The 21,195-nt window shown below is 74.1% G+C and carries 22 protein-coding genes and 1 pseudogene; 11 read left to right on the forward strand and 12 right to left on the reverse strand.

The genetic code is table 11. The features are described from left to right. Positions 1 to 62: 62 nt before the first annotated feature. Genes WBK50_RS04575 through WBK50_RS04585 form a run of 3 tightly spaced genes read right to left on the reverse strand, consistent with a single transcriptional unit; the run spans position 63 to position 4,326 of the window. The gene (locus WBK50_RS04575; RefSeq protein WP_341334383.1) at positions 63 to 2,831 is read right to left on the reverse strand and encodes a 2Fe-2S iron-sulfur cluster-binding protein; all 2,769 of its coding nucleotides are present in this window, start codon (positions 2,829 to 2,831) and stop codon (positions 63 to 65) included. Next, the gene (locus tag WBK50_RS04580; protein WP_341334384.1) at positions 2,828 to 3,070 is read right to left on the reverse strand and encodes a sarcosine oxidase subunit delta; all 243 of its coding nucleotides are present in this window, start codon (positions 3,068 to 3,070) and stop codon (positions 2,828 to 2,830) included. Before WBK50_RS04580 ends, WBK50_RS04575 begins: the two co-directional genes overlap by 4 nt. 8 nt (positions 3,071 to 3,078) lie before the next feature. Continuing rightward, a complete protein-coding gene (locus WBK50_RS04585; RefSeq protein WP_341334385.1) occupies positions 3,079 to 4,326 on the reverse strand; it encodes a sarcosine oxidase subunit beta family protein in 1,248 nt (415 codons plus the stop codon). A 117-nt stretch (positions 4,327 to 4,443) separates the two neighbouring features. On the opposite strand from WBK50_RS04585, the gene WBK50_RS04590 reads away from it, so the two are divergent. Continuing rightward, positions 4,444 to 5,094, forward strand: a complete 651-nt coding sequence (locus WBK50_RS04590; protein WP_341334386.1) for a GntR family transcriptional regulator — start codon at positions 4,444 to 4,446, stop codon at positions 5,092 to 5,094. 137 nt (positions 5,095 to 5,231) lie between these two features. On the opposite strand, the gene WBK50_RS04595 is transcribed toward WBK50_RS04590, so the two are convergent. After that, positions 5,232 to 6,407, reverse strand: coding sequence for a hypothetical protein (locus WBK50_RS04595; protein WP_341334387.1), 1,176 nt, complete (start codon positions 6,405 to 6,407; stop codon positions 5,232 to 5,234). Positions 6,408 to 6,741: 334 nt separating this feature from the next. After that, positions 6,742 to 7,197, reverse strand: a pseudogene (locus WBK50_RS34930) (TPM domain-containing protein); the annotation flags it as partial. A 149-nt stretch (positions 7,198 to 7,346) separates the two neighbouring features. Between WBK50_RS34930 and WBK50_RS04600 the strand changes: the two are divergent. The 3 genes from WBK50_RS04600 (at position 7,347) to WBK50_RS04610 (ending at position 9,820) form a co-directional block, all read left to right on the forward strand. Beyond that, positions 7,347 to 7,853, forward strand: a complete 507-nt coding sequence (locus WBK50_RS04600) for an SRPBCC family protein (protein WP_341334388.1) — start codon at positions 7,347 to 7,349, stop codon at positions 7,851 to 7,853. Beyond that, on the forward strand, positions 7,853 to 8,968 hold the full coding sequence (locus tag WBK50_RS04605) for an LLM class flavin-dependent oxidoreductase (protein ID WP_341334389.1): 1,116 nt from the start codon (positions 7,853 to 7,855) through the stop codon (positions 8,966 to 8,968). Before WBK50_RS04600 ends, WBK50_RS04605 begins: the two co-directional genes overlap by 1 nt. Before the next feature lie 390 nt (positions 8,969 to 9,358). Then, positions 9,359 to 9,820 carry a calcium-binding protein gene (locus WBK50_RS04610; RefSeq protein ID WP_341334390.1) on the forward strand — a complete coding sequence of 154 codons (462 nt, stop codon included), beginning with the start codon at positions 9,359 to 9,361 and terminating at the stop codon, positions 9,818 to 9,820. 34 nt (positions 9,821 to 9,854) lie between these two features. On the opposite strand, the gene WBK50_RS04615 is transcribed toward WBK50_RS04610, so the two are convergent. Continuing rightward, positions 9,855 to 10,064: a hypothetical protein gene (locus tag WBK50_RS04615; RefSeq protein WP_341334391.1), complete on the reverse strand. Its 210-nt coding sequence runs from the start codon at positions 10,062 to 10,064 to the stop codon at positions 9,855 to 9,857. Between the two features lie 78 nt (positions 10,065 to 10,142). Here WBK50_RS04615 and WBK50_RS04620 point away from each other — a divergent pair, with 78 nt between their 5' ends. After that, positions 10,143 to 10,472, forward strand: coding sequence for a sortase domain-containing protein (locus tag WBK50_RS04620; RefSeq protein ID WP_341339292.1), 330 nt, complete (start codon positions 10,143 to 10,145; stop codon positions 10,470 to 10,472). A 180-nt stretch (positions 10,473 to 10,652) separates the two neighbouring features. On the opposite strand, the gene WBK50_RS04625 is transcribed toward WBK50_RS04620, so the two are convergent. Then, on the reverse strand, positions 10,653 to 12,320 hold the full coding sequence (locus WBK50_RS04625; RefSeq protein WP_341334392.1) for a glycoside hydrolase family 13 protein: 1,668 nt from the start codon (positions 12,318 to 12,320) through the stop codon (positions 10,653 to 10,655). Between the two features lie 125 nt (positions 12,321 to 12,445). Here WBK50_RS04625 and WBK50_RS04630 point away from each other — a divergent pair, with 125 nt between their 5' ends. Continuing rightward, complete coding sequence (locus tag WBK50_RS04630) at positions 12,446 to 12,616, forward strand: hypothetical protein (protein ID WP_341334393.1); 171 nt, start codon at positions 12,446 to 12,448, stop codon at positions 12,614 to 12,616. A 41-nt stretch (positions 12,617 to 12,657) separates the two neighbouring features. Here the strand turns inward: WBK50_RS04630 and WBK50_RS04635 are convergent, their stop codons facing one another. Beyond that, on the reverse strand, positions 12,658 to 13,701 hold the full coding sequence (locus tag WBK50_RS04635) for an alpha/beta fold hydrolase (RefSeq protein ID WP_341334394.1): 1,044 nt from the start codon (positions 13,699 to 13,701) through the stop codon (positions 12,658 to 12,660). 212 nt (positions 13,702 to 13,913) lie between these two features. Between WBK50_RS04635 and WBK50_RS04640 the strand changes: the two genes are divergently transcribed. Both WBK50_RS04640 and eutC read left to right on the forward strand, forming a co-directional pair. Beyond that, positions 13,914 to 15,296 (forward strand): ethanolamine ammonia-lyase subunit EutB, encoded by a 1,383-nt coding sequence (locus WBK50_RS04640; protein WP_341334395.1) that lies wholly within the window; start codon positions 13,914 to 13,916, stop codon positions 15,294 to 15,296. Beyond that, the gene (gene eutC / locus WBK50_RS04645; RefSeq protein ID WP_341334396.1) at positions 15,293 to 16,012 is read left to right on the forward strand and encodes an ethanolamine ammonia-lyase subunit EutC; all 720 of its coding nucleotides are present in this window, start codon (positions 15,293 to 15,295) and stop codon (positions 16,010 to 16,012) included. The genes WBK50_RS04640 and eutC overlap by 4 nt, the downstream gene beginning before the upstream one ends. Here eutC and WBK50_RS04650 read toward each other — a convergent pair. After that, positions 16,009 to 16,419 (reverse strand): DUF6401 family natural product biosynthesis protein, encoded by a 411-nt coding sequence (locus tag WBK50_RS04650; protein WP_341334397.1) that lies wholly within the window; start codon positions 16,417 to 16,419, stop codon positions 16,009 to 16,011. The two genes, eutC and WBK50_RS04650, sit on opposite strands and share 4 nt — an antisense overlap. A gap of 280 nt (positions 16,420 to 16,699) precedes the next feature. On the opposite strand from WBK50_RS04650, the gene WBK50_RS04655 reads away from it, so the two are divergent. The 3 genes from WBK50_RS04655 to WBK50_RS04665 all read left to right on the forward strand — a co-directional run bounded on the left by WBK50_RS04655 (position 16,700) and on the right by WBK50_RS04665 (position 18,670). Further along, entirely contained in the window at positions 16,700 to 17,053 is a 354-nt protein-coding gene (locus WBK50_RS04655) for an SDR family NAD(P)-dependent oxidoreductase (protein WP_341334398.1), read from the forward strand. Further along, complete coding sequence (locus WBK50_RS04660) at positions 17,035 to 17,328, forward strand: hypothetical protein (protein WP_341334399.1); 294 nt, start codon at positions 17,035 to 17,037, stop codon at positions 17,326 to 17,328. Before WBK50_RS04655 ends, WBK50_RS04660 begins: the two co-directional genes overlap by 19 nt. A gap of 187 nt (positions 17,329 to 17,515) precedes the next feature. Then, positions 17,516 to 18,670: a macrolide family glycosyltransferase gene (locus WBK50_RS04665; protein WP_445942338.1), complete on the forward strand. Its 1,155-nt coding sequence runs from the start codon at positions 17,516 to 17,518 to the stop codon at positions 18,668 to 18,670. Positions 18,671 to 18,682: 12 nt separating this feature from the next. On the opposite strand, the gene WBK50_RS04670 is transcribed toward WBK50_RS04665, so the two are convergent. The 3 genes from WBK50_RS04670 to WBK50_RS04680 all read right to left on the reverse strand — a co-directional run bounded on the left by WBK50_RS04670 (position 18,683) and on the right by WBK50_RS04680 (position 21,150). Beyond that, positions 18,683 to 19,951 carry a VOC family protein gene (locus WBK50_RS04670; RefSeq protein WP_341334401.1) on the reverse strand — a complete coding sequence of 423 codons (1,269 nt, stop codon included), beginning with the start codon at positions 19,949 to 19,951 and terminating at the stop codon, positions 18,683 to 18,685. A gap of 34 nt (positions 19,952 to 19,985) precedes the next feature. Further along, the gene (locus WBK50_RS04675; protein WP_297491543.1) at positions 19,986 to 20,513 is read right to left on the reverse strand and encodes an RNA polymerase sigma factor; all 528 of its coding nucleotides are present in this window, start codon (positions 20,511 to 20,513) and stop codon (positions 19,986 to 19,988) included. A 229-nt stretch (positions 20,514 to 20,742) separates the two neighbouring features. Next, entirely contained in the window at positions 20,743 to 21,150 is a 408-nt protein-coding gene (locus WBK50_RS04680) for an HNH endonuclease (RefSeq protein ID WP_341334402.1), read from the reverse strand. Positions 21,151 to 21,195 lie beyond the last annotated feature (45 nt).

Here is a 21,195-nt window from a genome sequence, read left to right on the forward strand (position 1 = left end):
CGGCGAAGCGCCCGGCCCAGCCGTGCAGCGGGCCGGTGCGCACGAGTGCCCCCATCCCTGTCTCAGCCATCTCGACGGGTTCCTTCCGGGTCGACGAGCACCGAGCTCGTCACCTCGACGGGCACGAGCTCACCGCCCACGGGGACGACGAGGGTCTCACCGATGCGCGCGTGCCCGCCCTTGACCAGCGCGAGCGCGAAGGTCCGGCCGAGCGCGGCGCTGCGGTAGCTCGACGTGACGTGGCCGAGCATCGGCACCGGGGGCGGCGGCAGCTCCGTGAGGTTCTCGACGATCTGCGAGCCCTCGGGGAGCTTGCGCTGCGGGTCCACCGGCAGCAGCCCCACGAGCTGCCTGCGCATCGGGTCGAGATTGGACGGCCGGGAGAAGGAGCGTTTCCCGATGAAGTCCGGTTTCTTCTTCGACACCGCCCAGGCCATGCCGAGGTCCTGCGGCGTGACCGTGCCGTCGGTGTCCTGGCCGATGATCGGGTAGCCCTTCTCGGCGCGCAGGACGTGCATGGTCTCGGTGCCGTACGGCGTGATCCCGTGCTCGGCGCCCAGCTCCAGGAGCCGCGCCCAGACGGCCGGTGCGTGCCAGCCGTCGACGCTCACCTCCCACGCCAGCTCACCCGAGAAGCTGATGCGCGCCAACCGGACCGGCACGCCGGCGATCCCGTCTCCTCCGTCGAGCACGGTGTCGAGCCAGCTCATGAACGGGAAGGCCTCGTTCGACACGTCGACGCCGGGGGCGAACGCGCCGATCACGTCGCGCGACCGCGGGCCGACCACCGGGAACGTCGCCCACTGCTCGGTGACCGACGTGAGGTACACCCGCAGGTGCGGCCACTCCGTCTGCAGCCACTCCTCCATGTGGTCGAGGATCGGCGCGGCGCCGCCGGTGGTGGTCATGACGAGGAAGCGGTTCTCGTCGATCCGGAGCACCGTGCCGTCGTCGATCACCATGCCGTCGAGCCCGCACATGACGCCGTACCGGACCCGGCCGGGCTTCAGCGAGCTCATCAGGTTCGTGTAGATCATGTCCAGGAAGGCGCCGGCGTCGGGGCCCTGGACGTCGATCTTGCCGAGGGTGGAGCCGTCGAGGATGCCGACGCCGCCGCGGACCGCCGCGCACTCGCGCAGCACGGCGGTCTCCATGTCCTCGCCCGGCCGCGGGTAGTAGCGCGGCCGCTTCCACTGGCCGACGTCCTCGAACACCGCCCCGGCCGCGACGTGCCAGGGGTGCAGCGCCGTCGTCCGCTCGGGGTCGAACAGGCGTCCGCGCTCCCGCCCGGCGAGCGCGGCGAACGCGACCGGCGTGTACGGCGGGCGGAACGTGGTGGTGCCCAGGGACTCGATCGGCACGCCGAGCAGCTCGGCGGTGATCCCCGAGGCGATGACCCCGGAGGTCTTGCCCTGGTCGTGGGCCGTGCCGATCGTCGTGTAGCGCTTGACGTGCTCCATCGAGCGCATCCCGGCGCCGACGGCCCGGGCGATGTCCGCGACCGTCGCGTCCCGCTGGAGGTCGACGAACTGGCGGTCCGGGTCGCCGTCGGTGCGCCAGAGCACCTTCGTCGGCGTCCGCTCGAACGGCGCCGGCCGGTCGCCGGCGCCCTCGGCCAGGCAGCCGGCGAGATCCAGGGTGCCGTTCGCGGCCCCGACGACCGTGACGCCGTCGAGCGGTTCCCCGGGGACGAACGCACCGAGTGCGGGCTCGTAGCGGAGCGCCCCGCGGACGTGGCTGAACAGGTGGGCGGTGGGGTTCCACCCGCCGCTGACCAGCAGGAGGTCGCAGGGGATCGCCTCGTCGCCGACGAGGGCGTGGGTGACCCTCTCCGCGCCGCGGGTGCCGGTGGCCGCGGTCCCCGTCCGGACGGTGATCCCTTGCTCTGCGCACGCCCGCGCACCGGCCGCCGGGGCCTCGTCCCGGGCGTCGAGCACCGTGACGCGGGCCCCGGCGCGGGCCAGGTCCGCGGCGGCGTCGTAAGCCGCGTCGTCGCTGGTGAAGACCACGATCTCGCGTCCGGCGAGCACCCCGTGGCGGTGCAGGAAGTCCCGCGCCGCGCCCGCGAGCATGATCCCCGGCCGGTCGTTGTCCTCGAAGACGATCGGCCGCTCGTGCGCCCCGGCCGCGACGACGACCCGCTTCGCGCGGATCCGGTGCACCCGCTGCCGGGACACGTTCCGCCGGGCTCCGGCGCCGAGGTGGTCCGTGCGGCGCTCCAGGGCGAGGACGAAGCCGTCGTCGTAGTGGCCGAAGGCGGTGGTGCGCTGCAGGTGGAGCACGTCCGGGCAGGACCGCAGCTCGACGACGGTGTCCGCGACGAAGTCCAGGGCGGAGCGGCCAGCGATCCGCTCGGTGCCGAGCAGCGTGCCGCCGGCGGCCGGACGGTCGTCGACGAGCACGACCCGCTCCCCGCGGCGCGCGGCGGTGCGGGCGGCGAGCAGCCCGGCCGGCCCGGCGCCGACGACGAGCACGTCGCAGTGGGTGTACTTGCGGTCGTAACGGGCGGTGTCGGGCACCTCGGCCAGCCGCCCGCGCCCCGGGAGGCCGCGGGCGACCAGGCCGTCGGTCAGCTCGATCGTGCTCGCGAGCAGCATCGGCTCGGGGAACGGCTCCTCGACCTGCACGAGGCCGCTCGGGTCCTCGCTCCACGCGGCCGCGATCCCGCGCGGGCGGCCGAGCGTCACGCTCGTCGCGACCCGGTGCACCCCGTTCGCGAGCAGGGCGCTCGCGAGGGTGTCCCCGGGGTGGCCGGTGTAGGTGGTGCCGTCGAAGGTGAAGGTCAGGGTGCGGGAGCGGTCGATCCGGCCGTACCCGTCGAGGCGGCTCACTTCTCGAACCTGTACGTCACGGTGTCCCGGACGGCGGTGAACCAGCGGCGGCAGCCCGCGCTGTGGCTCCAGCGCTCGTGCAGGGGCCCCTTCGGGTTCGCGCGGTGGAACACGAACCGGGCCCACTCCTCGTCGGACAGTTCGGCCGGCGTCGCGGGGTAGGCGACGCCCGCCTGCCCGCCGTAGTGGAACTCGACCTCCTCGCGGGGGCCGCACCAGGGACAGTCGATGAGCTGCATGGTCTCTCCTAGTGGGCCACGGCGGCCGCGCCGTGCTCGTCGACGAGCGCGCCGCTGACGAAGCGGTCGAGGCCGAACGGTGCGACGTAGGGGTGCGGCTCGTCGTGGGCGATCGTGTGGGCCATGCACCAGCCGACGCCGGGCGTCGCCTTGAACCCGCCGGTGCCCCAGCCGCAGTTGAGGTAGACGTTCTCGTAGGGCGTGCGGCCGACGATCGGCGAGGCGTCCGCGGTGACGTCGACGATCCCGCCCCAGGTCCGCAGCAGGTGGGCCCGCGCGAACACCGGGAACAGCTCGACCGCCGCGGCCATCTGCCGCTCGATGATGTGGAAGGCGCCGCGCTGGCCGTAGCCGTTGTAGGAGTCCACGCCCGCGCCCATCACGAGCTCGCCCTTGTGCGCCTGGGAGACGTACACGTGCACGGCGTTCGACATGACGATCGTCGGGTGCACCGGTTCCAGCAGCTCGGAGACCAGGGCCTGCAACGGGTGGCTCTGGATCGGCACCGGGATGCCGAGCAGGTCCGTGAGGGTCGAGGTGTGCCCGGCTGCGCAGAGCGCGACCTTCCCGGCTGCGATGTCGCCCCGCGTCGTCCGGACGCCGGTGACCCGGTCCCCGTCCGTGGTGAAGCCGGTGACCTCGCAGTCCTGGATCAGGTCGATGCCGGCCTCGTCGGCGCGCCGGGCGAAGCCCCACGCCACGTAGTCGTGTTTCGCGATGCCCGCGCGGGGCTGGTAGGTGGCGCCGTGCACCGGGTAGCGGATGTCCGCGGAGACGTTGACGATCGGGCAGATCTTCGCGACCTCGTCCGGGCCGATCCACTCCGCGTCGATCCCGTTCAGCTTGTTGGCCTCGACGCGCCGCACGCTCTCCCGCACGTCCTGCTCGGTGTGGGCGAGGTTGAGGACGCCGCGCTGGCTGAACAGGATGGGGTAGCCGAGGTCCTCCTCGAGGCCCTCCCACAGCTTCAACGAGTGCTCGTAGATCGCGGCGCTCTCGTCCCAGAGGTAGTTCGAGCGGATCAGGGTGGTGTTGCGGGCCATGTTCCCGCCGGCCAGCCAGCCCTTCTCCAGGACCGCGACGTCGGTGATGCCGTGGTTCTTCGCCAGGTAGTGCGCGGTGGCCAGGCCGTGCCCGCCGCCGCCGACGATCACCACGTCGTAGGAGCGCTTCGGCTCGGGCGTGCGCCAGAGGAAGTCCGGATGGTCCGGGGGCTGCCACGGGCGAGCGTGCGGGCCCGTCGTCGTGTCGGTCATTCCGGGTCCCTCGCCTGGTGGATGAGTATCCGTAGACTGATATATCAGTTACCGGGTACGGTAGGCGCCGGGACGGGGCGGGTCAAGGCCGCCCGCGGATCCGACGGGAGGGTGCCGGTGAGCGTCGCGCAGGAGACCGGGTCGCTGGCGGACAGGGCCTACGCGGCCATCCGGGACCGGCTCGTCATGCTGGAGATCCGCCCCGGCGAGCCGCTGAACGACGAGCGCCTCGCCGAGGAGCTCGGCACCGGGCGCACGCCGGTGCGCGAGGCGCTCAAGCGGCTGGAGGGGGATCGGCTCGTCGTCGCGTACCCGCGGCGGGGCACGTTCGCGACGGCCGTGGACATCACCGAGCTCGCCCACCTGTCCGAGGTCCGCGAGCAGCTCGAGCCGCTCGCCGCGCGCAGCGCCGCCCGCAACGCCGGCTCCGTGGACCGGGCCGCGCTCGCCGCGCTGGCGGAGGAGGTCGCGGCCTTCGACCCGGACGCGACGGATCCGCACACGCTGCTCCGCGCGGACGTCGAGGTGCACCGGACGATCTACCGCGCCACCGGCAACCCGCACCTCGAGGACGTCTGCGTGCGGCTGGACAACCTCGCCACCCGGATCTGGGTGCTGTTCATGGGGCGCATGCCGACGTTGCCCGGGCATGTCCACGAGCACGCGGACCTGCTGCGCGCCGTCGTCGAGGGCCGGGAGGAGAAGGCGGCGGAGCTCGCGCTCGCCCACGTCGTGGGGTTCGAGAAGTCGATCCGCGCCCTGTTGTAGCGCGCCCCGCCCACCCAGGGCTCCTGCCGCGCGCCGGGCCCCTGTTCCTTGCACGAACGGCACTTTCGTGGGTCAGGTCCGCACCGACGTCCCGTTCGTGCAGGTCAGGGGGGATGGTGCGGAGAGATGCGGGGCGCTCAGAAGCGGCCGCCGCCGCCCCTGCGGCCCCGGCTCGACGAGCCGCCGAAGCTGCCCGGGGAGTGGCCCCCGCCCCCGCCGCCGTTCCCGAAGCCGCCGCCGCCCCGGTGCCCGCCTCCGCCGCCGAGGGCACCGGAGAGGATGCCGCCGAGCACGAGGCTGCCGAGGTCCGCGCCGACGCTGCTGCGCCCGCCGCCTCCGCCGGACGGCCCGGACCACCGGGAGACGTCGTCCTGGGCCAGGCGCAGGGCCTCCTGCGCCATCGAGTCCGCCTGCTGCGCCTCGCGCAGCGCCGCGATCGGGTCGCCGCCGCCGGAGGCCTGCTGCAGGTGCCGCTGCGCCTCGGCGAGCCGGGTGCGGGCCTGTGCCCCGACCGCGCCGCGACGGGTGCCGATGAAGTCCGAGGCCGCGGCGACGGCCGAGCCCGCGGTCACCAGCGCCTGGTCCAGCGCCACCGCGGCCCGCCGGTTCCGGTCCTGGGCGGCGCGCGCGTCGGCGAGGGCGTGGTCGAGGGCGGTGCCGGCCTCGTCGAGCAGGTGCAGCGCGGCGAGCGGATCGGGCTGCGCCGCCCCGGCCGCCTCGGCGGCGGACGTGACGGCGGCCCGGGCCCGGGCGACCACCGCGGGGTCCACGGTGGGCAGCGCGCCCGCCTCCGCCAGGTCCTGGTCCACCTCGGCGCGGGCGGCGGGGACCCGCGTTTCCGCGTCGGCCAGCTCCTTCTCTCGGCGCGGGACGCCGTCGAGCAGCGTCTCGGCCTGCGTCAGCGCATCCTCCGCCGCCCGCCCGACGACGACGGCCTGCGCCGGGCTCGGCGCGGCCCGGGCCTCGCCGACCTCGGTGCGCGCGGCCTCGAGCAGGGTCCTCGCCTGCGGGATGTTCTCCGCGACGGGCTCCAGCGCAGAGGCCGCGTACCGGTTCCGCAGGGCGGCCCACGTCGCCTCGGTCGCCGGCACCCGCGAGGCGAGGGCGTCGAGCCGGGCCGCGGTCCTGTCGACGTAGCCGGGGGCGTCCGCCTCGAGCCCGCGCAGCCGGTCGAACGCCTCGACCTGGGCGTCCAGCCGGTGGTCCGCCGCGGTGGCCAGGCGCAGGATCTCCGCGTGCATCCGGCGCTGCGCCGGCTCGTCCTCGGGCACCTCGTCGTCGAGCTGCTGGCGGATCTCGAACGCCGCCAGCATGTCCGCCCGGGACGCTTGCAGGGCTGCGGCGAACTCGGCGACGGCCTCGTCCCCGAAGTGACCACGGGCCGCGGCGAGCTTCCCGCTCGGAGGTCCCCACGGCGTCGTCGACCTCGAGGAGGGCCTGGCTGGAGCGGTAGCCGAGGTCCTCGATGGTGACGCCGGGGAACGGGTCCGCCGGGGGAGCGGGCGCGTCGGGGGCCCGGGTGTCGCGGGTGGCCTTCCGGCGCCGTCGGCTCAGCGCGTAGGCCCCGCCGCCCACGACCACGGCGCCCCCGACGACCCACGGGACGACACTCCCGCCGCTGTCGCTCCCGCTGCGCAGGCCGTCGGCGAGGGCCACCGCGGCGCCGGCCCAGTCCTCTCGGGACAGCCGCGGCTCGACGTCGTCGCTTCGGATCCGGTCCGTCGTGGCCCGTGAGAGCGGGAAGGCGTCGTCGATCGACAGTCCGTAGGCCCGGTCGTCGACGGCGACGGCGAGCAAGACACCGTCGGCGCCGAGTTGGGAGCGTTCCGCGGCGGTGTTCGCCCAGGCCTGCCCGTCCAGCCCGTCGAACGAGTGCACGTAGACCACGAAGAGGTCGTAGGGCGTGGTGTCGCGAAGCCGCTGGATCGCGTCGGTGACCTGCGCCCGCTCCGTGGCGTCGAGTAGCCGGGCCCGGTCGGTGACCCGGTCCGCGGCCCGGAAGGGCGGATCGGCCGCCGCGACACCGGGCCCGGCGAGGAGCCCCGTTCCCAGGGCGAGGAACAGCGCCCCGAGCAGCGAGGCGAGGACGACGATCCGGCGCACGGCGGTCTCCGATCATGGGGCGGCGCGCCCATCATGGCGTGCCGGCCTCGCCTGGTGCCCAGGCGCACCACTCGCCGGGCGCTGCGATTGACAGCTGGGTTCCTCTGCGCAACCCTGGGAGCTCTCCGACGACGAGGAGCCTGCTGATCATGGAGTGGACCGGAGCCCGGTACGCGGACACCCCGACGGTCGAGGTGGCGACGTGGGTCGACGCCCCGCCCGAGCGGGTGTGGACGGTGGTCTCCGACGTCGAGGCGATGCCGTCGATGAGCACCGAGCTGCAGCGTGTCGAGTGGACGGACGGCGTCACCGGTCCCGCGGAGGGCGCCTGTTTCGTGGGGTACAGCAGGCACGACGCGCTGGGCGAGTGGTCGACGCGGTCGTACGTCGTCGAGTGCGAGGAGCCGCGGGTCTTCGGGTGGGCGGTGGGCGACCCCGCGAGCCCGGCGGCGTCGTGGCGCTTCACGCTCGAGCCCGCGGACGGCGGCACCCGGCTGACCGAGTGGATGCGGATGGGCCCGGGCCGCTCGGGCCTGAGCGCCGCGATCGACGCGATGCCGGACAAGGAGGAGAAGATCGTCTTCGTCCGGCTGCGGGAGTTCGAGGCGAACATGACCGCGACCCTCGCGGCGATCAAGGAACGGGCCGAGGGCTGATGCGCACGGCCACCACCGTCGAGGGCTCGGGCGGCCGCAGCTTCCGGGAGACGCTGGACTTCGTGGTCGAGGCCGAGAAGCTGGGCCTCGACATGGCCTTCGTCGCCGAGGCCTGGGGCTCGGACGGCCCGTCGGTGCTCGGCTACCTCGCCGCCCGGACGGACCGGTTGCTGCTCGGTTCCGGGGTCATGCAGGTGGGAATCCGGACCGCGGTCGCCGTCGCGCAGGTTGCGCTGACCCTGTCGGACATGTCCGACGGCCGGTTCGTGCTGGGCCTCGGCCCCTCCGGTCCGCAGGTGATCGAGGGCCTGCACGGCGTGCCGTTCGCGAAGCCGCTGACTCGCACGCGCGAGACGGTGGAGATCGTGCGGCAGGCGTTGGCGGGGGAGAAGGTCGCGTTCGCCGGGGTGACGCAGCAGATCCCGCTGCCCGGCGGCGAGGGCCGGCCGATGCGGCTCTCGACGGCGCCGAACCCGGACATCCCGATCTACCTCGCCACCATGTCGCCGAAGATGCTGGCGCTGACCGGGGAGGTCGCCGACGGCTGGCTGGGGACGAGCTTCGTCCCCGAGGGCGCGGCGGCCTACTTCACCCATCTCGACGCCGGGATCGCGGCCGCGGGCCGTACCCGCACGGACCTCGACGTCTGCCAGGGCGCCGAGGTCGCGTTCGCCGCGGACCCCGACGAGCTCCGGGGGATGGTCGCGGAACGGCGGAAGGGGCTCGCGTTCAGCCTCGGCGGGATGGGCTCCGCGAGTACGAACTTCTACCACGACGCCTACAGCCGGCAGGGCTGGGCGGACGTCGCCGCGGCCGTCCGGGAGCGCTGGCAGGGTGGGGACCGCGAGGGCGCCGCGGAGCTTGTCACGGACGAGATGGTGCTGGGCACCACGCTGATCGGCACCGAGGACATGGTTCGCGCCCGGCTCCGGGTGTGGCAGGACGCGGGCGTGGACACGGTCCGGCTCTACCCCGCCGGGGAGACCCTCGACGAGCGGTTGACGACGCTGGCCCGCGCGCTCGAGCTGGTGCGCGATCTCCAGGGCAGCGTTCCCGGCCCGCACCGAGCAACCGTGAGCTCCGATGCGTCTGCATTCGGTGCACCAGGGCGGTAGCCCCGGAGCTCGTCAGCCCGGGGCGTGCGCCGGGCCGAGATCGCCCGCGCCACCAGCGCGACCCCGGCGATGACGCAGACCACGCCGATGACCAGCCACAGCCGGGACCCGGTCATGAAACTGCCGCCGATCACGTTGGCGCCCTGCAGCGTCCACACCAGGCCGATCAGCACGAGGACGACGCCGACCACCGGAAAGAGGATCTTGGTCACGGTTCGACGGTACTCGGGTCGGGCCGGCGCGGCCTCGTGTCACGTTCCGCGCTCGCACCCGGGCGTGGGATCCCCGGACGGGTGAGAAAAGCGTCGGTCATGTGATCTCGGCGATAGCGTCCCGTCACTGTCCCGAACCGTTCGTCACCCCCGAACCACCAGCTGAGGAGGGGTCGCCTTGTCGCGTCCGCACACCGCCCGCCGCATCGCCACCAGCACCGCCGCCGTCACCCTCGCCCTGTTCGCGACCCTGCCGCTGGCCGGGAGCGCGAGCGCCGCGGAGGACCTGGACTGCAAGGACTTCGTCAACCAGGCCGCCGCGCAGACCCACTACGACGCGAACCCGAGCGACCCCGACCGCCTCGACGCGGACGACGACCGCGAGGCCTGCGAGAACCACGACTACAGCACCTCGTCCGGCTCGATCGGGGCGCCGACGAGCCGCGACGAGCCCGCATCGTCGAACCGGGTCGGCGCCCGGATCGCGGCCGTGCCCCGCGGCGCCGTCGCGGCCGGGGACGGCAGCGGGACCGGCGCCGACCCGGAGGCCGTCGCGGCTGCCACGCTCGGCGGGATCGCCGCGATCGGCGTCGCCGGCGGCGTGTTCCTACTCCGCCGCCGCGTCCGGGACGGGCACTGACCGGCCCGCGGCCGGCGCCTCCGCGTCCTCTGCGTCACGGCACCCTGCGTCCGGGCGGACTGCGGCGGGCCCTGCTGGCCGTCGCCGCGGCCGGGGCGCTGGGCGCGGCGCCGCTGGCCGGCCCGGCGTCGCCGCCCGGCGGGACGGTCACGCCGATCCGCACGACCACGCTCCGCGCGGCGTCGTCCCCGCTCACCGGGGCAGTCCCGGTCCGCGTCCGGGCGCCGGCGATCGGGATGGACACCGGGCTCGTCCCGCTCGGCCTCGACGCGACCGGCGCCCTGGACGTCCCGTCCGGGGAGGCCGCCGCGACCCTCGCCGGCTGGTACACCGGGGGGCCGACGCCGGGGAGCGCGGCCCGTCGGTCCTCACCGCGCACGTCGACTGGAACCACCGGGCAGGCCCGTTCCAGCGGCTGCGCGCACTGGCCCGCGGGGACCTGGTCGAGGTCGACCGCGCGGACGGGACCACGGCCACCTTCGAGATCCAGGACGTCCGCCGCTACGCCAAGGACGCGTTCCCGACCGCGGCGGTCTACGGGGACCTGCCCGGCGCGGGGCTGCGCCTGGTCACGTGCGGCGGATCGTTCGACCGGGGCGAGCGCAGCTACCGGGACAACGTCGTCGCGTTCGCCGCGCTCGTCGCGGCATGATCCTCGAGTCCGTACCTCTACGGATGTGCGAGGTGCGGGTCCCGTCGTCCGGATCCTGCTCGCCCTGGTCCTGCTCGCCCTCGTCGGGATATCGGCGAACAGGCTGGGCGCCGGTTGTCGGACGGTCGTCCGGGCCTGAGCCGGGGGTCCACCGCCGGGTGGTACGGCGGACCCCGCCGCTCAGTGCGCGGCGAGCCAGACGGCCGTGTCCGCCGGGACGCGCGCGTCCTCGGTCAGCGGGCCGCTCGCCAGGATGATCTCCGCGCCGGCCGGCAGCGGGAGCGGCTCGGCCGAGACGTTCAGGACCAGTACGAAGCCCCGGTCCCGGGCGAACGCGAGCGCCCCCTCCGGAGCGTCGAGCCACGTCAGCGGGCCGTCGCCCAGCGCGGGGTTCTCGCGCCGCAGCCGCAGCGCCGACCGGTAGAGGTTCAGGATCGAGTCCGGGTCCTTCGCGAGCGCCTCGGCGGTGTGCTCGGCGAACCATTCGGGCTGCGGGAGCCACGGCTCGCCCTCGCCGAAGCCGAACGGCGGCGCGTCCCCGGACCACGGGATCGGCACCCGGCAGCCGTCGCGGCCCCGCTCGGTGTGCCCGGAACGCCGCCACGTCGGGTCGTCCAGGACGTCCGGCGGCAGGTCCTCGACCTCGGGCAGGCCCAGCTCGTCGCCCTGGTAGACGTACGCCCCGCCCGGCAGGGCGAAGATCAGCAGCGCGGCGGCCCGGGCCCGGCGCAGGCCGAGCTCGAGGTCCGCGACCGTACCGAGCATGGAGTCGAGGGACGTGCCGATCCCGGCGTCGGGGTCCCTGGCCAGCCGGGACACGTGCCGGGCGACGTCGTGGTTGGACAGCACCCAGGTCGGGGGCGCCCCGACGACGGCGTGCTCGCGCAGCGTCCGCGTCACGGACTCCCTCAGCGCCGGGGCCAGCCAGGCCGCCTGCAGGAAGTCGAAGTTGAACGCCGTGTGCAGCTCGTCGGCGCGCAGGTAGCGGGCGAACCGGTCCGCCTCCGGCACCCACGCCTCCGCGACGAACACCCGCGGCGGGTCGTAGGTGTCCGCGATCCGGCGCCAGTCGCGGTAGACGTCGTGCACCTCGTCGCGGTCCCAGTGCGGGTGCGGACCGGGCTCGTGGTTCCGCCGCGTCCCGACGTCCGGCAGCCCCGTCTCCTTGATCAGCGAGTTCGCGACGTCGATCCGGAAGCCGTCGATGCCACGGTCGAACCAGAAGCGCAGGGTCTGCTCGAAGTCCGCGCGGACCTCCGGGTTCTCCCAGTTCAGGTCCGGCTGCTCGACGTCGAACAGGTGCAGGTACCACTCGCCGGGCGTGCCGTCGGGTTCGGTGACCCGGGTCCAGGCGCCGCCGCCGAACATCGCCTTCCAGTCGTTCGGGGGTTCGTCGCCGCCCGGGCCGCGGCCCGGGCGGAAGACGTAGCGGTCCCGCTCGGGCGACCCGGGGCCGGCCCGCAGCGCCTCGCCGAACCAGACGTGCGCACTCGACGTGTGGTTCGGGACGACGTCCAGGATGATCCGCATGCCGCGCTCGTGCGCGTCCGCGATCAGCGCCTCCGCGTCGGCGAGGGTGCCGAACCGCGGCTCGATCGCGCGGTAGTCGGACACGTCGTAACCCGCATCGACCAGCGGCGACGGGTACCACGGGTTGATCCACACTGCGTCGACGCCCAGGTCTGCCAGGTACGGCAGCCGGTCGCGGAGACCGGCGATGTCCCCGACGCCGTCGCCGTTCCCGTCGGCGAAGCTGCGGATGTAGACCTGGTAGATCACCGCGCTGCGCCACCAGGACGCGTCGTCCGGATCGTTCACGGGCAGGTTCCGGTCGGCCGGAGCCGCCATGCGTTCTCCTCGGGGTGGTCCGGGGGTGCGGGTCGTCCCCATGGTGCCCGCCGTACCCGTTTCCGGCGCGTTCTGTCGGTGCGGCGTGCTTCACTCGGTGGGGGAACGGTGGAAGGAGCCTCCACATGGGGTTCGTGCACGGCCATCCGCGCGACCTGACGTGGGTGAAGGGGCACTACCGCGCGCCCAACTCCGCGGACGACGGCCAGCTCGGCCTGGACCTCCCCGCCCCCGCACCGGACCTGGACGACCTGCTCGCGCAGTCCCGGGAGGAGCCGGGGGACCAGGGTCCCTAGCCCGAGGCGGGGTCTCGCCGGAGTGGCGGCGCCGCCGCCCGTCAGCAGTCCAGCATCTCGGCGATGACCGCGTCGATCGCCTGCTGGTCCTCCTCCCGCAGGCAGAACATGCCGAAGTGGCCCATCGGGGTGTCGACGGGCCGGAGCCGCCCGTCCGGGATGTGGGCGCAGTCCGCCTCGTGGTCCTCCGGCGGGAAGAACAGGTCCTCGGAGAACGACGTCACGAAGAACTTCGCGGTGATCCGTTGCAGCGCCGCGGCGACGTCGCCGCCGGCGTGCAGGCCGATGTCCCCGGCCTTCCACTTCGAGGCCTGCGCGAGCAGGTTGTTCGGGTCCATCGGCGCGAAGTACCCGCGGAGGAAGCCCTGCCGGAAGTCGTTCGCCGAGACGAAGCCGAGGTCCCGCCACAGCTCGTCGCGGTAGAACGCGGCGGACAGCCCGATCAGCGAGAACGCGACGGCGTGCCGCTTCAGCGCCAGCCGCAGGTCGTCCGAGTCAGAGTAGAAGCCGTCCTTGAACGCGGGGTCGGAGACCATCAGCTCGGAGTGGACGTCGATGAAGATCTGGTTGTGCACCGGGGTGCGGGCGGTGCCGGCGAAGACCGCGGCCCGCGGCACGAGGTCCGGGAAGCGCACGGCCCACTCGTAGGTCTGCTGCGCGCCCATGGACCAGCCGAGGACGGCGTGCAGCCGCTCGATGCCGAAGTGCTCGGTGACCAGCCGGTGCTGCGCGATGACGTCGTCCGCGATCGCGAGCTGGGGGAACTGGCCGCGGTCGAACGGTGCGGGCGTGTTCGACGGGCTGGAGGAGAACCCGTTGCCGAACTGCCCGGGCAGGATGATGAAGTACTTCGCGGGATCGAGCGGGCGGCCCTCGCCGACGAACATCTCCATCGACGCCGACGTGCCGCTGTACATGTGCGGGAACAGGACCGCGTTGTCCTTGGCCTCGTTCAGCGTCCCGTGCGTCTTGTAGGCCAGCCGCGCGTTCGGCAGCGTGTACCCGCTCTGCAGCGGGAAGCCGCCGAGGTCCAGGTACTCGTGCTTGCCGTGGACCTCGTCGGAGTAGTAGTCGCTGATCGCCATGATCTCCCTCGTCGTTGACGGAGCGGTGAGGTTCGATCATCGGTTTCCGCGCCCGTTCCCGCAACGGGGTGATCGGGATTTCCCGGGCTGTGGACGGTCGGCGCCTTCGCCCTGTTCATGGTGTGGTTCGGGTTCTACAGTCGCCACCATCTCGTCGCGAGCGCCCCCGACGAGGAGTTCGCGGCGGCGGCCGCGGCGGAAGCGGAGCTGGAGTGACGACACGCAGGGCCACGCTGGGCGGGCACACCTACGAGTTCGGAGATCTGAAGGCGCTGCTCGCGGCGGCGACGCCCGAACGGTCCGGGGACGCGCTGGCGGGTCTCGCCGCGGCGTCGGAGCAGGAGCGCGTCGCCGCCCAGGGGATCCTCGCGGACCTGCCGCTGGCCACGTTCCTGCAGGAGCAGGTCGTCCCCTACGAGGAGGACGAGGTCACCCGGCTGATCGTCGACACGCACGACGCCGCGGCGTTCGCACCGATCTCGTCGCTGACCGTCGGCGGCTTCCGGGACCACCTGCTGCGCCCGGAGACGGACACGACCGCGCTCGCGCCGGGCCTCACCCCGGAGATGGTCGCCGCGGTCGGCAAGCTGATGCGGGTGCAGGACCTGATCGCCGTCGGCCGCCGGACGCCGGTGGTCACGGCCTTCCGCTCCACGGTCGGCCTGCCCGGCACCATGGCCACCCGGCTGCAGCCCAACCATCCGACGGACGACCCGGTGGGCGTCACGGCGAGCATCGTCGACGGGCTGCTGCTCGGCTGCGGGGACGCCGTCATCGGGATCAACCCGGCCACGGACAGCCCGAACCGCACCGTCGACCTGCTGCACCTGATCGACGAGGTGCGCACCCGCTACGAGATCCCGACGCAGAGCTGCGTGCTGGCGCACGTGACGACGTCGATCGAGATCATGGAGCGCGGCGCGCCCGTCGACCTGGTGTTCCAGTCCGTCGCCGGGACCGAGGCCGCCAACTCCGGCTTCGGCGTCACGCTCGCGATGCTGCGGGAGGCGCACGAGGCTGCGCTCGCGCTGGGGCGGGGGACGGTCGGCACGAACTGTATGTACTTCGAGACCGGGCAGGGCAGCGCGCTCTCCGCGGACGCGCACCACGGCGTCGACCAGCAGACGCTCGAGGCCCGGGCCTACGGCGTCGCGCGGGAGTTCGACCCGCTGCTGGTCAACACGGTCGTCGGGTTCATCGGGCCGGAGTACCTCTACGACGGCAAGCAGATCGCCCGGGCCGGCCTGGAGGACCACTTCTGCGGCAAGCTGCTGGGTGTCCCGATGGGCGTCGACGTCTGCTACACCAACCACGCCGAGGCGGACGCGGACGACACGGACACCCTGCTCACGCTGCTCGGCGTCGCCGGCTGCTCGTTCGTGATCTGCGTGCCGGGCGGGGACGACGTGATGCTGCACTACCAGTCGCTGTCCTTCCACGACGCGCTCTACGCCCGCCAGGTACTCGGCCTGACACCGGCGCCGGAGTTCGCGGAGTGGATGGCGCGGATGGACATGCTGACCCCGGACGGCCGGGTGCGCGAGCTCGGCTCGGACTCCGCGGCGCTCAAGGCGCTGACGGCGGGTGTCCCGTGACGGATCCACTCGCGGCACTTCGGGCGTCGACGCGGGCGCGGGTCGCCCTGGGCCGGGCGGGGGACGCGCTGCCCACGTCCGAACTGCTGGAGCTGCGCGCGGCCCACGCGGCGGCCCGGGACGCGGTGCACGCGCCGCTGGCCGCGGACGCCGTCGCCGCGGACGTCGAGGCCCTCGGGCCGGATGTCGTGCGGGTGACGAGCGCGGCCGCCGGCCGGGCGGAGTACCTGAAGCGTCCCGACCTGGGACGGCGCCTCGCTGCCGGGACGGCGCTGGAGCCCGGCGAGTACGACGTCGTGCTCGTGCTGGCCGACGGGCTGTCCCCGCTCGCCGTGCAGAACCACGGGGTCCCGATGCTCGCGGCGATCCTCTCCCGGCTCGACGGCTGGCGGGTGGCGCCGGTGGTGATCGCGACCGAGGCGCGGGTGGCGCTGGGGGACGAGGTCGCCTCGGCGATCGGGGCCCGCAGCGTCGTCGTGCTGGTGGGGGAGCGGCCGGGCATGTCCTCGACGGACAGCCTCGGGATCTACTTCACCCTCGACGCGCGGCGCGGCCGCCGGGACTCGGAACGGAACTGCCTGTCGAACATCCGGCCGCCGCACGGGACCGGCTACGAGGCCGCCGCGACGACGCTGGCGATGCTGATGGCGGAGGCCAGGCGACTCGGGCTCTCGGGGGTCGCGCTGAAGGCGGACCCCGCACTCGGAACCTCTTAGCCCTTGACCAACCCGGCCTCGCGGGCGATGTGGCAGATCCCGAGCAGCCGCAGCGTGACGACGTCCGCGTGCTGCCACTGCCCGTCGCGCGGCAGCGGGACCCACCCGGCCTCGCGGCGCTGGCGCTGCAGCAGCGTGCGCGCGTAGGTGGCCAGCCGGACGGCGACGGTGCCGTTGCGGGCGGGGAGGGTGGCGACCGTGGTGAGCGCGCCGCCGGCCGCGCGCGCCGGACCGGCCGTCACGATGTCCCGGACCGCCGCGGCGTGCTGGTCCACCACCGCGGCCAGCCCCGGATCGCCGGCCGCGGCGGACAGGCCGGAGCGGCCGATCTGCTCGGTCAGGTGCTGGAGCCGCCGCCGCGCGGAGCGGTCGGCGAACACGGTGCGCAGGTCCTGCAGCACGGTCACGGGAGGGATCGTAGCGAGCTGAATCACATGATCGGGTGACGATCCCGTGCGGCCGATCCGGTGATGTCCGGCTGCACCCCGATCACCCTGAGCAAGGCCAGCGCCTCCGCCGCGGTTCGTGCGCCGCAGCCTGGTACCGCGAGTCCCGGGCTGCGGTGGGCCTGGCGGCCGGCACCGCCGGGGCCGACGCTGGAGACATGAGCGACACGACCTACGCCCTGGTGACCGGGGCGAACAAGGGCCTCGGCCTGACGACGGTGCGACGGCTCGCGGAGCTGGGGTGGACGGTCCTGCTCGGACCAGGGACGCCGCCCGCGGCGCGGCGGCCGCCGCGGGCCTGGCCGGGCTCGACGTGCACGTCCTCCCGATCGACGTCACGTCCGACGAGTCGGTGGCCACCGCGGCGAAGCGGGTCGAGGGCTCCTACGGCCGGCTCGACGTCCTGGTGAACAACGCCGGCATCACGGGCCCGCACGTGGCCGCCGCGGACACCGGCGCCGACGACCTGCGCGAGACCTATGAGACCAACGTGTTCGGGCCGGTCCGGGTGACCCACGCGTTCCTCCCGCTGCTGACCCGCTCCGCCGCGCCGCGAATCGTCATGGTGTCCAAGGCATGGGGTCGATCGCGGTGACGAGCGACCCGTCGCGGTTGGAGTCGCGCCTGGTGGGGCTGACCTACCCGTCGTCGAAGACCGCCCTGAACATGATCACGACGCAGTACGCGAAGGCGCTGCCGGGGATGCGGGTCAACGCCGCGGACCCGGGTTACACGGCGACGGACCTCAACGGGCACAGCGGGTACCAGACCGTCGAGGAGGGGACGGACGCGATCGTCGCCCTCGCCCAGATCCCGCCGGACGGGCCGACCGGGACCTTCGTCGACCGGAACGGCCACGTGCCCTGGTAGGGCCCGCGCACGAGCGGCGCAGTCGCAAAACGGGGTGCGGCTCGACCTGACGGGCCCCTAACATCCGATCCGTGATCCAGAAGCAGCTGTACGGCTGAGAACTCCGCCGCGGACCCGCCGTCACCGGCGGGTCCGTCCCCGTGCTCTCGTTCGTACGACTTCTGGAGAACCCGTGTCCCACATCTTCATGGTCAGCGCCGGCGCCCACGGCCACGTCAACCCGGGCCTGCCGGTGATCGCCGAGCTCGTCGAGCGCGGCCATCGCGTCAGCTACGCGATCCCACGGTCCTTCGCCGACGTCGTCGCCTCGACGGGCGCGACCCCGCTCGTCCACACGTCGAGCCTGCCGGACGAGACGCGCGGGGAGCAGTGGCCGAGCGACCCGATCACCGGCATGTCGATCTTCGCCGAGGACGCCGCCGAGGTGCTCCCGCAGCTCGAGGCCGCTCTCGCCGCCGACCGGCCGGACCTGGTGCTCTACGACATCACGGGCTACGCCGGCCGGGCGCTCGCCCATCGCTGGAACGTCCCCCTGGTGCAGCTCTCGCCGTCGATGGTGGCGTGGGAGGGCTTCGAGGAGGACATGGGCGAGGCGCTCGCGTTCCGGCGGGACCCGCGCTTCGTCGAGTACCGGGAGCGGTTCGCGGCCTGGCTCGACGGGCTGGGCATCGACCTGGACCCGGACACCTTCAGCGGACGGCCGCCGCGGTGCGTCGTGCTGATCCCGCGGGCGCTGCAGCCGCACGCGGACGACGTCGACGAGAAGGTCTACACCTTCGTCGGGCCGTCGCTGGACCGGCGTCCGCACCAGGGGGACTGGCCGGAGTCGGAGAAGCCGCTCGTGCTCGTCTCGCTCGGCTCGGCCTACAACGACCGGGCGGAGTTCTTCCGCGCGTGCGTCGCGGCGTTCGGCCCGTTGCCGTGGCAGGTCGTCCTCGCGATCGGGCCGCACACCGATCCGGCCGCGATCGCCGAGCTGCCGCCGAACGTCGAGCTGCACCGCTGGGTACCGCAGCTCGCCGTGCTGCGACGGGCGTCTGCGTTCGTCACGCACGCGGGGATGGGCGGCTGCTCCGAGGGGCTCCACGAGGGCGTCCCGATGATCGCGGTGCCACAGGCGGTGGACCAGTTCGGCAACGCGGCGATGCTGCAGGAACTCGGCGTCGGCGTGCATCTCCCGGCCGAGGAGGCCACGCCCGAGGCGCTGCGGGAGGCCCTGCTGACGCTCACCGGCTCGCCGGACGTGGCCGAACGCCTGGCCGCGATCCGGGACGAGCTGCGCGCCGCGGGCGGAGCCGCGGCGGCGGCGGACATCGTCGAGGCGCAGCTCCCGACCTCGTGACCCCGGTCGGGTTCAGTACTGGACCAGCCAGAACCGTCCGCCCTGGTCGTCAACGCACTCGCTCGACGTCCCGTAGCCCGCGTCGGTCGGGTCCGTGGCCGTTCCGCCCAGCTCCCGCACCGTCCCGACCGCCGCGGCGACGTCCGGCACCACGAACATCGGCACCACCGTCGCCTTCTCCCGGCCCCCCGCCAGCCCGATCGGCGGGCGGGGGTGGCCGCCGTCGACCCGGACGATCCACATGCCCGGCTCCCGGCCCGGCAGGAACCGCCAACCCAGGACGGTGCCGTAGAAGGCGCGGGCGCGGGTGGAGTCCGGGACCTCGATCGTCGCGTAGGTGAGCTCGCCCGGGGCGTTCGTGTCCCGGCCCCGCCCGCTCCCGCCGGCGACGGCGTAGAGGGCGAAGGGGAGGCCCTGGTCGTCGACGCAGTCCGCAACCCGGCCGAACGGCATCTCCGCCGGGGCCTGCGCCGTTCCGCCAGCCGCGCGGACCAACGCGACGGCCTCGTCGACGTCGGCGACGCCGTAGCAGCAGAACAGGGTCGAGAGCTCCTGCTCGCCGACGATCCCCATGTGCGCGGTGAGGTCGGTGACCTGCCGGCCGGCGCCCGCGTGGTCGGCGGTGGCCACCCAGCCGAGGACGGCCCCGTAGAAACGCTCCGCTGCGACGACGTCGCGGGTCCAGATCGAGCTGTAGCCGAGGTCTCCGGGGCGCACGACGGCGTCCCCGGCCGACGGCGAGCGGGACACCATCCACCGGTGCCCCGACGGATCGGTGATCGCCCCGCCCCGGCCGTACGGCGAGTCGCTCACCGGCCGGTCCAGCCGGGCGCCGCGGGCGACGGCCCGCTCGACCACGGCATCCGGGTCGGGCACCTCGAGGCGCAGCGACACGGACACCGCGTCGGGTGCGGGAGCGCGCAGCCCCAGCTCCGGGAACTCGTCCGCGAGCATCAGCACGGTGCTGCCGAGGGCGATCTCGGCGTGCCCGATCCGCCCGTCCGGCATGACGATCGGCTCGCCCCGCCGGACCCCGCCGAAGACGCCGGCGTAGAAGTCGAGGGCGGCCGCGGCGTCGGGCACGGCGAGATAGGCGGTGAGGTCGTGCAGGGGCAGCGCTTCGGCCTGGGCGGTGGTCATCGGGATCTCCCGGGTGCTGGTCAGGGGTGCGGCCGGGTCGAGGAGCAGCCGTTCCAGGCGTTCGCGCAGACGCGCGGCGAACGCGGGGTCGGGGTCGACGGGACGCATGGGGTCATGGAGGGCGTCCAGCGGATCGGTCATGACTCCGCCTCTGTGGGAGGAAGCACGTCGGCGGTCATGCCGGGCCCCCTCGGTCGTCGTCGTAGCTGCGGCGGAATGCCGCGCGGGCCCGGACGAGCAGCGCCTCGGTGGCGTGCACCGTCCGGCCGAGCAGGTGCGCCACCTCGGCGACCGCGAGGCCGTCGAGGTACCGCAGGGTCAGCGCGGCGCGGTGCTGCGGGCTCTGCCGCGCGAGGACCTCCCGCGCCACCAGGGCGTCGAGCTCGGCGTCCCAGGGGTCGTCGACGTCCTCGGCGCCGCCGTCGAGCACCCGGAGCCGGCGGTCCTGGACGTCCAGGGCCCGCCAGTGATCGACGAGCTTGTGCCGGGCGATCCCGACCAGCCAGCCGGTGCTGACGTCCGGGCCCGGCCTGCGCCGGCACGCCTGGACCGCGGCGAGGAACGTCTCCGCCGTGAGGTCCTCGGCCAGGGTTCGCCGGCCGCACCGCGCGAGCAGGTAGCCGTAGATCTCGGGCAGGGCCGTGTCGTACAGCGTGAGCAGCGCGAGGCCCGGGTCGGGCTCGACCTGCTGCGGACCGCTCACGTCCCTCCATCGCGTGGGCCGACCGAACTCCGACGGTCGATCACCCGATCGGACCTGCTCACGAGGTGCGACTCGGTCGACCGGAAACGCCGACTCGCGGGCAGGTCAGGGGAGGAAGTCGGTGTCGGCGGTGGCGGACCGCACCCCGGGCCGCAGCGTCATGCCGAGATCGTTTCCACCTGCCGTCCGGTGGTCAATCCGCCGGTCGGCTCAAGGTGGCGGCGATCGGTCAGCCCGCTCGCCGGTCCTGCTCGGCCCGGGTGAGGCGACGGAGCTGGGCGGCGAGGTAGGGCCGCGCCCGGCGCTGCCCGCCACGCTCCGTGATGGCCCGGTCGAGCGAGCGCAGGGCGCCCAGCACCGCGTCGAGGTCGGGGTGCCAGCCGCGGCGCTCGCACTCGGCGAACCACTCGGCCGGGCTCGTGTGCCCGCGGCCGGCGTTGCACCGCCGGCACGCGACGACCTCGTTCTCCAGCCAGGACGGCCCGCCCTTGACCCGGGGCACGAGATGGTCGGTGGTCGCGACCACCAGCCCGGCGCACTCCCGCCCGCACCACACGCACCGGTTGCCGTCGCGGACCGCCGCCGCGCGCAGCCGGGCCGCCCGGCCGGGCTGGGAGGGATGCGGGACACGGCTCACCCCGTCCAGTGTGCCGCGCCGGCCGGGGTCGGGCAGGGTGGTCCG

This window comes from Pseudonocardia sp. T1-2H (genome assembly GCF_038039215.1).
Lineage (GTDB): Bacteria > Actinomycetota > Actinomycetes > Mycobacteriales > Pseudonocardiaceae > Pseudonocardia.

Bases quoted from the DNA above. Each gene is read 5' to 3' on its own strand.
- WBK50_RS04595 (WP_341334387.1), bottom strand. From the start codon at position 6,407: ATGCTGGCGGCGTTCGAGATCCGCCAGCAGCTCGACGACGAGGTGCCC.
- WBK50_RS04585 (WP_341334385.1), bottom strand. From the start codon at position 4,326: ATGACCGACACGACGACGGGCCCGCACGCTCGCCCGTGGCAGCCCCCG.
- WBK50_RS04605 (WP_341334389.1), top strand. From the start codon at position 7,853: ATGCGCACGGCCACCACCGTCGAGGGCTCGGGCGGCCGCAGCTTCCGG.
- WBK50_RS04665 (WP_445942338.1), top strand. From the start codon at position 17,516: ATGGTCAGCGCCGGCGCCCACGGCCACGTCAACCCGGGCCTGCCGGTG.
- WBK50_RS04670 (WP_341334401.1), bottom strand. From the start codon at position 19,951: ATGACCGATCCGCTGGACGCCCTCCATGACCCCATGCGTCCCGTCGAC.
- WBK50_RS04630 (WP_341334393.1), top strand. From the start codon at position 12,446: ATGGGGTTCGTGCACGGCCATCCGCGCGACCTGACGTGGGTGAAGGGG.
- WBK50_RS04660 (WP_341334399.1), top strand. From the start codon at position 17,035: ATGGGGTCGATCGCGGTGACGAGCGACCCGTCGCGGTTGGAGTCGCGC.
- WBK50_RS04600 (WP_341334388.1), top strand. From the start codon at position 7,347: ATGGAGTGGACCGGAGCCCGGTACGCGGACACCCCGACGGTCGAGGTG.
- WBK50_RS04580 (WP_341334384.1), bottom strand. From the start codon at position 3,070: ATGCAGCTCATCGACTGTCCCTGGTGCGGCCCCCGCGAGGAGGTCGAG.
- WBK50_RS04625 (WP_341334392.1), bottom strand. From the start codon at position 12,320: ATGGCGGCTCCGGCCGACCGGAACCTGCCCGTGAACGATCCGGACGAC.
- WBK50_RS04635 (WP_341334394.1), bottom strand. From the start codon at position 13,701: ATGGCGATCAGCGACTACTACTCCGACGAGGTCCACGGCAAGCACGAG.